Raw genomic sequence first — 12,431 nt, forward strand, 5'->3', positions numbered from 1 at the left:
GCAGGGTGCTTCAGGCCGCGGACGCGCGGGCCTGGCGACGCACCGCGGCGACCCGCTGCAGCACGGTCACCACGGAGGCGAGCGCGAGCAGCGCGAGGACCACGGTGAGCAGGACGGGCGGCAGCCCCAGGCCCGTGAGGCCCACCGCCACCAGCGTGGCCACGAGCCGCTCGGCGCGCTCGGCGATGCCCACGTTGGCGGTGAACCCGAGCGACTCGGCCTTGGCCCGGGCGTAGGACACGAGCATGCCGAGCGCCAGGCAGGAGGCGGCGAGGACGCCCACGGTCGGGTTGTCCCCGACGCCGAAGCCCCACCACAGCACGCCGAGGAACACGGCGGCGTCCTGCACGCGGTCCAGGGTCGAGTCCAGGAAGGATCCCCAGCGGCCCGTGGTCCCGGCCTCGCGGGCCATGATGCCGTCCACGAGGTCCGAGAACACGAACAGGGTGATGACGATCGTCCCCCAGAACAGCTCGCCGAGCGGGTAGAACACGAGCGCGCCGAGGCTCACGCCCACGGTGCCCGTCACCGTCACGGCGTCCGGGCTGACGCCGGCGCGCAGCAGCCCGCGGGCCACGGGCAGGAAGACGCGCGTGGTCACCCCGCGGGCATGCCGGTCCAGCATCAGCGCACGTCCCCCTGCGGTGCCGCGGCGGGCGTCGCGTCGCCGGGAGCGTCCGGAGCGCCGGGAGCGTCGGGCTCTGCCCCGGCGTCGCGCCTCCTGCGGGCGGTGAGCTCGGCGGCCGCTGCGGGCCAGGCTGCCACGAGGAGGTCGCGGGTCTGGCCCAGGGTCTGGGACATGTTCTTGGTGTGCGCGATGATCGGCAGGAAGTTGCCGTCGCCGGTCCACCGCGGCACCACGTGCTGGTGCAGGTGTGCCGCGATGCCCGCTCCCCCGGCCACGCCCTGGTTCATGCCCAGGTTGAAGCCCTTGGGGCGGCTGGCCCCCTCGAGGGCGAGCATGGCCGTCTGGGCCAGCTCCGCCATCTCCGCCGTCTCCTCCGCCGTGATGTCCGTGTACATGGGCACGTGGCGGTACGGGCAGATCAGCAGGTGCCCCGGGTTGTACGGGAACAGGTTGAGGATCACGAAGGCCGTGCGCCCGCGGTGCACGATCAGCGACTCCTCGTCCGTGCGATGCGGCGCCGCGCAGAACGGGCACGTGTGCTCGTCCTTCACCTGGTCCGGTCCGGCGTTGATGTACGCCATGCGGTGCGGGTTCCAGAGCCGATCGAAGGCGTCCGGGACGCCGGGCAGCCCGAAGCCGTCCGTCGCCGCGGCGTCGCCGTCGGGGGTGCTCACGCCGTGACCTCGCGCTCCCGGACCGCCTTCACGATGCGGGCGATGGCCTCGTCCACGGGAACGCCGTTGTCCTGCGACCCGTCGCGGAAGCGGAAGCTGACCGCGCCGGCCTCGGCGTCCTCGCCGCCCGCGATGAGCACGAACGGCACCTTCTCCTTGGAGGCCGTGCGGATCTTCTTCGGGAAGCGGTCCGAGGAGTCGTCCAGGCGGGCCCGGATCCCCTCGGCGCGCAGCTTCGCGACGACGTCGGCCAGGTAGTCGTTGAACGCCTCGGCCACGGGGATGGCCACGACCTGCTCGGGGGCGAGCCACGCCGGGAAGGCGCCCGCGTAGTGCTCGGTGAGCACGCCGAGGAAGCGCTCGATCGAGCCGAAGAGGGCGCGGTGGATCATCACGGGGCGCTGACGCGTGCCGTCGGCGGCCTGGTACTCGAGGTCGAACCGCTCGGGCAGGTTGAAGTCCAGCTGGATGGTGGACATCTGCCAGGTGCGGCCGATCGCGTCCTTGGCCTGCACGGAGATCTTCGGCCCGTAGAACGCGGCGCCGCCCGGATCCGGGACGAGCTGGAGGCCGGAGCCCTCGGCGACCTCGGCGAGGGTGCGGGTGGCCTCCTCCCAGATGTCGTCCGAGCCGACCGACTTCTCCGGGTCACGCGTGGACAGCTCGAGGTAGAAGTCGTCCAGGCCGTAGTCCTTGAGCAGGTCGAGGACGAAGGTGAGCGTCGTGGTGAGCTCGTCCTTCATCTGGTCGCGCGTGCAGTAGATGTGGGCGTCGTCCTGGGTCATGCCGCGCACGCGGGTCAGGCCGTGGACCACGCCGGACTTCTCGTAGCGGTACACGGAGCCGAACTCGAAGAGGCGCAGCGGCAGCTCGCGGTACGAGCGGCCGCGGGAGCGGAACACGAGGTTGTGCATGGGGCAGTTCATCGGCTTGAGGTAGTAGTTCTGCCCCTGCCGGGTGACCTCGCCGGTCTCCGGGTCGCGCTGCTCGTCGATCTGCATGGGCGGGAACATGCCGTCCGCGTACCAGTCCAGGTGCCCGGAGACCTCGTAGAGGTGCTGCTTCGTGATGTGCGGCGTGTAGACGAACTCGTAGCCGGCCTCCTCATGGCGGCGGCGCGAGTAGTCCTCCATCGTCTTGCGGATGATGCCGCCGCGCGGGTGGAACACGGGCAGGCCCGAGCCGAGCTCGTCCGGGAAGGAGAAGAGGTCCATCTCCGCGCCCAGCTTGCGGTGGTCGCGTCGCTCGGCCTCGGCAAGCCGCTCCTGATAGGCCTTCAGGTCGGCCTTGGTGGGCCAGGCGGTGCCGTAGATGCGCTGCAGCTGCTTGTTCTTCTCGTTGCCCAGCCAGTAGGCGGCCGCGGAGCGGGTCAGCGCGAAGGCGTTGGAGATGAGCTTCGTGTTCGGCAGGTGCGGGCCGCGGCACAGGTCGCACCACACGGCGTCGCCGGACTTGCGGTCCACGTTGTCGTAGACCGTGATCTCGCCGGCGCCGACCTCCACGGAGGCGCCCTCGCCCGCGGTGTCGGCCTCGTTCTTCTTGCCCAGGAGCTCGAGCTTGTACGGCTCCTCCGCCATCTCGGCGCGGGCCTCGTCCTCGGTGACCACGCGGCGGCGGAACTGCTGGTTCGCGTTGACGATCTTCAGCATCATCTTCTCGAGCTGCTTGAGGTCCTCCGGGGTGAAGGGCTCGGCGACGTCGAAGTCGAAGTAGAAGCCGTCCGTGATGTACGGGCCGATGCCGAGCTTGGCGTCGGGGCGCAGCTGCTGCACCGCCTGGGCCATCACGTGGGCGGTCGAGTGGCGCAGCACGTTCAGGCCCTCGGGCTCGGTGATGTCCACGGCCTCGACGCTGGCGCCGGCCGGGATTGCGCGGGCGAGGTCCCACAGGTGGCCGTCCACGCGCATGACCACCGTGGTGGGCTGCTCCCGGAAGAGCTCCAGGCCGGTGATGCCGTGCGTCACCTCCCGCATCTGGCCGTCCACGGTCAGCAGGATGTTCTTCGGCTCGGACACGGTGCTCCTTCTCGGGTCAGGCTTCTGGGCGTGTGGCATACGGAGGCCACCGCCAGCCGCCCCCATTCTAGGGGCGGGCGGGAACAGGGCGGCGACGACGCAGGAGGGCGCCGACCCGCGTCGACGCGGCGGACTCCTCCCACCCGCCGGGGCTCCGTTGGGCGCGACCGATCCGCAGGGGCGGTTGAAGCCGGGTCCAGGGCTCGGGGAGGGCTGGTCGCTCCGGCGGAGGGAGTGGTTCCCGCCTCGCCGGAGCAGGAGCCGCCCCGGGTGGGCCCGGGCGTGTCCGGTGATGCTGGTTCCGGCGCGGCGTGCGGTCCGGGTCGAGGTGGCGGGCCGGGACGAACCACGGGACGCCCTCGATGACCGACACCTCCCACCACCCGGCGTGCACGGCCTGGTGATGGTGCGAGCAGAGCAGCACGCCGTTGGCCACGTCCGTGGGCCCGCCGTGCTCCCAGTGGCCGATGTGATGGACCTCGCACCAGCTGGCGGGCAGCGCGCAGCCGGGTGCGGCGCATCCGCCGTCCCGCGCCGTCACGGCCCGCCGCTGGGCACGGGTGAAGAGACGACGCGCCCGGCCGAGGTCGAGGATCTCCCCCTCGCCGCCCAGGACGGCGGGGATGATGTCCGCGTCGCAGGCGATGCGCCGGATCTCGCGGGGGTCGATCGGTCCAGTGAGGTCGGCCGTGGACACGGCGGACCCCATGCGTCCGTCGGCGGCGGCGCGCAGCTCCCCGAGGAGCGTCCGATGGTCGATCGTGACGAGCACCTGCGGACGGTTCCCGCCGGTGGAGGGCAATGCCTCCGCACCGGCATGCGCGAGGGCCGCCTGGAGGGCGCTCACCAGCGTGTCCGCCTGCCGCTGCCCGCGCGTCCGGGGATCCGGGGCCGAGCCGGCGTCCTGCACGCCGGCAACGGCGCGGGGGTTCGTCGCGGCGGATGCCACGGTCTGCAGGACCTCATGCTGGGCGTCGGTGAGGTGGAGGTCCCACCGGTGCAGCCCACGGCGCTGGCCCCGGTGGAACAGTCCCTGGGCGGCGTTCAGCTCCGCTTCCGTGGGCGCGGCGGTGTCCGGCATGACGAGGGCGTCGAGGTTCTGACGCCACCGGGCGCAGAGCCGACGGATGCCGTCCGGCTCGATCCGCTGGAGCTGGTCCGCCAGGATGGCCTCTCCCGCGTCGACCAGGTGCTCGACCTCGTCCCGAGGCACGCCGGCGATCAGGGCGTCGGTGCGTGCACGCGTCAGCGTCTCGATCACGACGTCGCAGGCCCCCGGCTCGGCGGCCCCGGCCGCCACCACACGGGCGATGGCGGGCAGCTGCGGCTCCGCGACCGGCGCCGTGGCGAAGGCGCGCTGGGGTCGGGTGGCCTCGGCTCGGCGGAGTCGGCGCTGGGCGTCCCGGCGGTCGATGTGGAGGAGGGAGCGCAGGCAGTCGGCCTCGTCCCGGTGGGGGCTCTTGCCCGGCGGGATGCCCAGGAGCTCATGACGATCCGCCTCGTGCCCGTAGACCTGGGCGAGGTGCCCGGCGAGGGAGGTCTGCACCGCGGCGACGGTGCGCGCGAGCCGCTCCACCTCCTGGAGCAGGGCCGGGAGCCGCAGGTCCTCGACCTCCGGGGGCCACTCCGGGTCCCCGAGCCGTTCGAGCAGAGCCAGGACCTCCGACTGCGCGGCCCCGAGCAGGTCCGCGACCGGCGCGCCGAGAGGCGATCGTGGACCCTCGCCGAGGCCTTCGCCGGAACTCCGGTCTGCACTGCCGCTGCCGGCGCCGTCAGCGGCGTTGCCGAGGCGCGCAGACGGGTTCATCACGCGCCTGGTCTCACCGATCACGTCCATGTCTCTTCCCCCCTTTCCTCATGCAGTCCATCACGGGGCCCGGACACGTTAAGCAGCCCCTCATCCGTGCCGGACGGCTCACCGCTCCGGCGTGGGCAGCAGCTCCCACGTGTCCGGGTGGGGCACCGGGATGGGCGTGCTGCACCCCGGGGCCTCGGCCGTGGCCTGCGGCGTCCCGGCGCTCGCCCCGGCCTCCACGCGCTCGGCGTCCTGGGCGACGAGCGCCTCGGGGCGCACCTTGACCGGCCAGCCGCCGGTGCCGTGGTGCGGGATGTCCGGCAGGGACGCCCCGCCGCCGGGCCCGCCCGGCGTGCCGCCGCGACGCCGGACCGCGGCCGCCTTCCGGTCGGCGGCCAGCCAGCGCCGCCACTGCTCCCGGGTGGCGTCGAGGTAGTCGGGGTCGGGCAGGGTCTCGGAGCGGTGCAGGTCCCATGCGCGGACGGCCTGCACCGAGACGGCCTGCGGGCCGGTGCGTCGCGTGGTCCCCTCGATCAGCAGGAGGCGCGCCGAGAAGAGCATCTCCCCCGAGGCGTGCTGGGCCTCGGTGAAGAAGGACGCGTCGACGCAGCCCGTCCCGTCGTCCACGGAGAGGAACACCACCCGCTTGCCGCTGCGCATGGGCGGGGTCTGCGTGGCCACGCGCACCCCCGCCACGAGCACGCGCGACTGCGAGCGCAGTCGCAGCAGGTCCTTCGCGCGGGTGATCCCGAGGGCGTCGAGGTACGGCGCGTGGGAGTCCATGAGATGGGCGGTCACGTCCAGAGCGGTGAGGTCCAGCTCGGTGCGCACCTGCGCGGCCGTGGGCGGGGACGGGAACATCGGGGTGAGGGCGCTGAGCTCGGTGTCCGGCAGGTCCAGGGCCAGCTGACCGTCCACCTGGCGGGTCCGCGGGGGCCGCGAACGGGTGGCCCCGCGGCCCGGACCGGTGCCCCGCGTACTGGAGTGCTGCAGCTCGAGGTGGTGCACGAGGTCGGTGCGAGACGCCCCGCCGGGCGGCAGCAGGCAGTCGAGGGCGCCGAGCTGGGCGAGCCGCTCCAGGTTGCGGCTGGTGGGCCGGGCACGGTCCCGGACGTCGGCGAGGGAGTGGTAGGGGCGGCCCGCGTCGAGGCGCTCGACCTCCGCCTCGCTCAACCCGGACAGGCTCGTCAAGGGCAGGCGGATCCCCCAGCGACCGCGAGCGCGGCCGTCGGGACCGGTCGCGGAGCTGGCGGTCGCGGAGCTGCCGGGTGCGGGTGGGCCGGGTGCGGGTGGGCCGGGCGTCGAAGGGCCGGGTGTGCTGGGCCTGGAAGGACCGGGCGCGCCGTCGTCGTCCACGCATCCGCCGTCCGCGGGGTGACGCGCGCCGTCGTCGTGGGCGCCCTCCCCGTGGAGGCCGTGGCCGTCCACCTCCGGGTGCGAGGGCACCCACTCGACGCGCACGTGCCGAGTGGAGGCGTTGACGTCCACCGGGAGCACGGGGATGCCCATGCGGCGGGCCTCGGCCACCATGAGGCGGGCCGGGTACATGCCGGGGTCATGCTCGAGGATGGCGGCCATGAAGGCCTCGGGGTGGTGCGTCTTGAGCCAGGCGGACTGGTAGGTGGGCACGGCGAACGCGGCGCCGTGGGCCTTGCAGAAGCCGAACGAGCCGAAGGCGTGGAGGGTGCCCCAGACCTCGTCGATCACGTCGAGGTCGTACCCCTTCTCCAGCGCGTGGGAGCGGAAGTACTCCTCCACCGTGCGCTCGGCGGGCCCGCCGAGGAGCCGGCGGAACTCGTCCGCGCGGGCCAGGCCACAGCCGGTCATGACGTCCATGGTGCGCAGCACCTGCTCGTGGAACACGGTGACGCCGTGCGTCTCGGCGAGCACGGGCTCGAGGTGCGGGTGCGGGCAGCGGGCCGCCGCCCAGCCGTGCCGCTGCTCCAGGAAGGGCCGTACCATGTCCGACTGCATGGGGCCGGGACGGAAGAGGGAGATGTCCACCGTGAGGTCGTTGAACTCGCGGGGGGCGAGCTTGCCGATCAGCTCCCGCTGGCCCGGCGACTCGATCTGGAAGCAGCCGAGAGTGTGGGTGGTGCGGATCATCTCGAAGGTCGCCTCGTCGTCGAGGGGGACCCGCTCGAGGTCCGGCCTCTCCCCCGTGATGCGCTCCACCTCCGCCAGCGTGTAGGCGATCGCCGACTGCATGCGCACGCCGAGGATGTCCAGCTTGAGGAAGCCCATGGGGTCCATGTCGTGCTTGTCGAACTGGCTCATCGGCAGGCCCATGCCCGAGGGCTGCACGGGCGTGCGGTGCAGGAGGGTGGCGTCGCCGAGGATGACGCCGCACGGGTGCATAGAGATGTGCCGGGGCAGGCGATCGAGACGCTCCGTGATGTCCACCAGCAGGTCCAGCTGATGCCGCCCCGCCCGGCGGCCGGACTCCACGCGGCGGGAGAGCTCCCCCAACTCGGGCATGCGCTGCAGCGCCTCGCGGAAGCTGGAGGCGGAGAAGCGCCACAGCTGCTTGGCGATGACGTCCACGTCCTCGTCCGGCAGGCCCAGGGCCATCCCCGCGTCCCGGACGGCGCCGCGGGCCCGGTAGGCGTTCTGCATGCTCATGAGCGTGGTCCGCTCGGCCCCGAAGCGCTCGAACACGGCACGGTAGATCTCGTGGCGGCGCGCGGACTCCACGTCGATGTCGATGTCCGGCAGGGTGGAGCGCGCGTCCGAGAGGAAGCGCTCCATGATCAGGCCGTTGGCCATGGGGTCCACGTTGGAGATCCGCAGCGCGTGGTTCACCAGCGACGACGCCCCGGAGCCGCGCGCGGAGACCCGCACGCCCATCCCCTCGATCAGGTCAACCACGGAGGACACCGTGAGGAAGTAGCTCGCGAACCCGAGGCGCGAGATGATCCCGAGCTCGTGCTCGACCCGGTCCTGCAGGTCGCGGGCCTCCTGACTGGTGCCGAACCCGGAGCCGGTGTGCAGACGCGGGTAGCGGGCGGCCAGGCCGGCGAGGGTCCGCTCGTGCAGCACGCGGTCGGGCGGCCCGTCCACCCCGATGACGGAGGCCTCGGGCACCCGGGGCCGGCCCCAGCCGAGATCGCTCTCGGGGTCGAGGGCGCAGGCCTCGGCCAGGCGGCGGGTGGACTCCAGGAGGGGCGCGGCAGGCTCGTCCGCGGCCTCGCACACCTCACGGGCGATCCGGTGCATGTGCTCGGTGGGCTTGAGCCAGCCCTGTCCGTTGGGCTGCAGGTCGTGCAGGGCGTCGAGGGAGCTCAGCGCCCGGGCGGCGTCGAGGACGTCCGCGGTGGCCGCGCCGTCCGGGGCGGCGTACCGCACGGCGTTGGTCAGCACGGCGGGCGTGCGGGTGTCCCGGGCGGCGCGCAGCATCTTCACGGCGTGGCCCGTGTCCAGCCGTCGGCCGGGCGCGGAGAGGTGCGTGACGACGTCGACGTGCACAGATCCGGCGGGCAGGGCCGAGCGCCACCGGCGCAGGGCGCCCACTCCCGCGGCGTAGCGGCGGCGGGCGAGGTGGCGTCCGAGGTCCGAGTCCGGCCCGAGGAGCACGAACAGTTCCGGGCTCGGCGGGTTCGCGGGGTTGGCGGCGGTGGGCACGCGCCCCCCGGCGGCCTCCGCCAGCTCGGCGACGGCGGCCCAGGGGCTGCCTCCGCCCGCTCCCCCGGTGGTACGGGCATGGGCCGCGGAGATCACCTGGCACAGGGCGCGGTAGCCGGACCCGTGGGAGCCGCCCCGGGCGAGGATGACGGCCCGGCCGGCGTCGCCGTCCTCCTCCGACCAGCGCAGGGCGAGGTCCACCCCGACCACGGGCGCGATGCCGTGCTGCAGGCACGCGCCCACGTGCTTGGCCATGCCGTAGAGGCCGTCGCGATCGGTGCACGCGAGCAGGTCCATGCCCGCCGCGGCGGCGGCCGCGGCGAGGTCCTCGGGCCAGCTCACCCCGTAGTGGGCGCTGAAGGCCGAGGCCACGTGCAGATGGGGGAACGGGACGGGCGGGGGCGTGCGGTCACCCATGGGGAGCTCTCCTGGACGTGCTGGACCACCCCGCCGGGGTCTCCGACGGGGGCGGCGCGGGAAGCGCGGCGGGTGCACGAGCCGGGAAGCGTGCGGGGGTCCGAGCCAGGGGAAGGAGGCGGTCGGGGCGGCCTGTGGCCGCCGAGGCGGCCACTCACCCACAATAGAACACATGTTCGAATGACGGAAGCGGGGGGCAGGCCCCGGAGGGGCGGACGGGACCTCACGCCGTCCTCCGCAGGTCATGAGCGACCTCGTGGACGCGAATGAGGCGCCAACGCCCGGAGTCGAGGTGGTGGGCGACGTCCAGGGTCTGCACGGGGGCGGAGCCGGCCCGGGCGAGGCGCACCTGCAGGCGCCAGATCTCATGGTCCACCAGGCCCGGCCCGCGGCCCTTCTCGGCCCGCACCTCCTCGGCCCACCAGCGGCGACGCTCGAACCAGCGCATCGGCCGCTCGGCGATGACGTAGTCCCGCCCGTTCCAATGCAGGCCCTGCGGCGCGCCATCCGGGGCGCGCTCCACCGCCACGGACTGCGTGAAGACTCCCATGCTGCTCTCTCCCTGTGTGCGCTGCGGACGGATCCGCCGGCGGGCGCCGACGGACGGCGGGAGCGCGACCCACCCGCGACGGCAGGCAGGGGAAGAGTCGGGAAGCCGCGGCCCGCGATGGGACCGAGGACCGGAGGTCGCACTCTCGATCGTACCCGAACATGTGTTCGAACCCGATGGGAGGGACACTACGGGTGGCAGCGGACACGTTAAGGGGGCCCGGGGAAAAGGCGACGTCGGCACCCGCGCGGGTGCCGACGTCGCCGTGCTCACGCCCCCGGGCGGGGCGGGGCCGCGCTCAGGCCTTCACGTACCGCGGGAAGGCGGCAGGCGCGGCCACCGGCTTGCCCTCCGGGTTCATGTCGATCCCGAGGTCACGGGCCCAGACGATGCGGGTGTCGCCGGTGTAGACGGCCTCGGTGCGCTCGTCGAGCTCGAACACGCGGGCGCCGCGGAGGGTGTGCTGATCCCACGTGCCGTCGTTGAGGCCGTAGGTGTCGAAGCCGGTGCCGGGCGCGTAGCCGAGCTCGACGCCGTAGTAGTTCCCCTTGTAGGTGTTGATGTGGTCGTGGCCGCAGTAGATGCCCTTGACCTCGCCGCGCTCCTTCACGGAGGCGTAGATGCCCGAGTTGATCAGACCGTGGTAGACGTCCTCGTGCTTCACACCCTCGATGGCGTGACGGCGCACGGCCTCCGCGTGGCGGGCCTCGTCCTTCTCGCCCTGGGAGGCGTACCACATGTAGGAGTGCTCGAACGTGGGGATGTGGAAGAACATGAGGCCGGGGACGCCCTTGCCGAAGCGCTCCGCGGTGGCCTCCGAGGCCTCCTCGTACCAGCGGATCTGCTGCGGACGGATCCAGTCGTAGTCCATGACGCCCTCGGTGGACTGCCCGGCGGCGTCCTGGGCGGTGGCGTAGCGGCCCGAGTCGAGCAGCCAGATGGCGAAGGAGGGGGCGGCGCCGCGGGACCCCCGCACGAGCAGCTGGGCGTCGGAGTGGCCCGGCTTGGACGGGTCCACGGCCGGGTTGAGGTTGTGCTTGTACTGGCGCACGAAGTCCACGATCCGGGATTCCGTCATCGAGGTGCCGTGCTCCGTGACCGAGTCCTCGTCATGGTTGCCGAAGGTGATGGCCCACTTCACGCCGCGGGACTCCATCGGCATGACGAAGTTGTTGATCCCCTGCATCACCTGCAGGTCCGTGGTGGGCGAGCCGTCGATGACGTCGCCGTTGATGAGCGCGAAGTCCGGCTTCTCCCGGTCCAGGACCTTGCCCATGAACTCGAGGGTGCGACGGTCCGCGGCGTGGCCGCCCTGGGTGTCGTTGAACTGCACGATCTTGAAGCGGCGGCTCTTGCCGAACGCCAGCGGCATGGACTGGGCGCCGGCGTCACGGCGACGTCCATGGGCAGGGGCGTGGGCCGGAGGCGCGGCCTGGGCGGCGGGGGCTGCGGCCAGCACGCCGGCCGCGGCGAAGGCTCCGCCTCCGGCGAGGATGCCGCGGCGGTCGACGGACGGGGACTCGGGGATGCGATCGGTCATGGCTCTCTCCTGCTGATGCGGCGGTCGATGACGTCGCGGAAGCGGCGCTGACCTGGACGTTAGGAGACTGAGATGACCCCGGGGATGCCCGGCGCGGAACGCCCACGGAACGAGCAGATGAACGGTCGCGAACACGACACCTGCGCGTCTGACGATGTTCACGGTCCGCTCTGTGGAGAACCCCTCGCGTGTCGCGAGGGCATGCGTACACTCGCCAGTGTCGCCACTCACACGCCGCTCACGCGGTGGTCTTCACGGGATCAGAGCCGTGGCGGCGGACGGAACGGATGTCTTCTGAGGAGGGGACCTTGTCCATCACCGCACCCCCACGCGCCCTGCCCCGCCGACGCCCCGCCCAGGCCGCATCGCTGGCAGCCGCCCTCGCACTGGCCCTCACGGCCTGCGGCGGCGGAGACCCGGCACCGACCGAGACCACGACGACGGCGCCCGCCTCGTCCACGCAGGCCGCTGACACCCCCACGGCTACGGCTACGGCTACGGCCGGCGCATCTCCCTCCACCCCCGACGGCGGCACGGCGCCATCTAGCGCGAGCGGGAGCGGGAGCGGGAGCGGACCCGCGAGCGCAACGGCGAGCGGTCCGTACGTCCCCGCCTCCGCCGAAGGCCCCGCCCAGAACGTGCCGAAGCCGGTGATGCCCGAGGTCATGAAGGAAGAGACCCAGGAGGGCGCCGAGGCGGCGGTGAAGTACTTCTGGGAGACGATGAACTACGCGGAAGAGACGGGCGATCCAAATTTTTTGACTAGGATATCGAGCAAATACTGCGAACTCTGCTCCGCATCCGCAAGAAATCTGTCTGATATATACGGGTCTGGTTCCTGGCTTGAACCAGAAGGGTCGACGGTTCACTCATCCATCAGCCGACCATCCGACACGGGTTTCGTAACCACAATCTTAATAAATTCGACTGGAGGTCTCGCTTATAACCCGGATGGGTCACTAGACCCAGAAGGGGAGGCGCCACCTGCGGACCGAGATCCTTGGATCGCAGAAACGACATACGACGAAGACCTTGGCCACTGGGTCGTTGACGAAATGACCTTCCACGGAGACCCGACTCCATGAACTCCTATGCTGATCCACGCCAGATAGCGATAGCCATGTTCCTGATCGCGATAATTGGGGCCTCTTCGCCCGAGAATTCTTACGCAACAACGACGGGATGTGAAAA

At 72.2% G+C, this 12,431-nt stretch carries 8 protein-coding genes; 1 reads left to right on the top strand and 7 read right to left on the bottom strand.

Annotated features, from left to right (window positions below):
- Positions 1–10: 10 nt before the first annotated feature.
- The 7 genes from pgsA to NJC10_RS04580 form a co-directional block, all read right to left on the bottom strand.
- Positions 11–625 carry a phosphatidylinositol phosphate synthase gene (pgsA, locus tag NJC10_RS04550; protein WP_298710362.1) on the bottom strand — a complete coding sequence of 205 codons (615 nt, stop codon included), beginning with the start codon at positions 623–625 and terminating at the stop codon, positions 11–13.
- Complete coding sequence (locus NJC10_RS04555; RefSeq protein WP_319074862.1) at positions 625–1,302, bottom strand: HIT domain-containing protein; 678 nt, start codon at positions 1,300–1,302, stop codon at positions 625–627. Before NJC10_RS04555 ends, pgsA begins: the two co-directional genes overlap by 1 nt.
- Positions 1,299–3,317, bottom strand: coding sequence for a threonine--tRNA ligase (thrS, locus tag NJC10_RS04560; RefSeq protein WP_319074864.1), 2,019 nt, complete (start codon positions 3,315–3,317; stop codon positions 1,299–1,301). Before thrS ends, NJC10_RS04555 begins: the two co-directional genes overlap by 4 nt.
- Positions 3,318–3,384: 67 nt before the next feature.
- Complete coding sequence (locus NJC10_RS04565; protein WP_319074866.1) at positions 3,385–5,154, bottom strand: HNH endonuclease signature motif containing protein; 1,770 nt, start codon at positions 5,152–5,154, stop codon at positions 3,385–3,387.
- A 78-nt stretch (positions 5,155–5,232) separates the two neighbouring features.
- Complete coding sequence (locus NJC10_RS04570) at positions 5,233–9,150, bottom strand: DNA polymerase III subunit alpha (protein ID WP_319074867.1); 3,918 nt, start codon at positions 9,148–9,150, stop codon at positions 5,233–5,235.
- Between the two features lie 223 nt (positions 9,151–9,373).
- Positions 9,374–9,700 (bottom strand): DUF6504 family protein, encoded by a 327-nt coding sequence (locus tag NJC10_RS04575; RefSeq protein ID WP_248116876.1) that lies wholly within the window; start codon positions 9,698–9,700, stop codon positions 9,374–9,376.
- 298 nt (positions 9,701–9,998) lie between these two features.
- A complete protein-coding gene (locus NJC10_RS04580) occupies positions 9,999–11,240 on the bottom strand; it encodes a metallophosphoesterase family protein (RefSeq protein WP_319074869.1) in 1,242 nt (413 codons plus the stop codon).
- Between the two features lie 287 nt (positions 11,241–11,527).
- On the opposite strand from NJC10_RS04580, the gene NJC10_RS04585 reads away from it, so the two are divergent.
- The gene (locus NJC10_RS04585) at positions 11,528–12,325 is read left to right on the top strand and encodes a DUF6318 family protein (RefSeq protein ID WP_319074871.1); all 798 of its coding nucleotides are present in this window, start codon (positions 11,528–11,530) and stop codon (positions 12,323–12,325) included.
- Positions 12,326–12,431: the final 106 nt, after the last annotated feature.

The sequence above is a fragment of the Micrococcus sp. M4NT genome (assembly GCF_033790745.1).
GTDB lineage: Bacteria > Actinomycetota > Actinomycetes > Actinomycetales > Micrococcaceae > Micrococcus.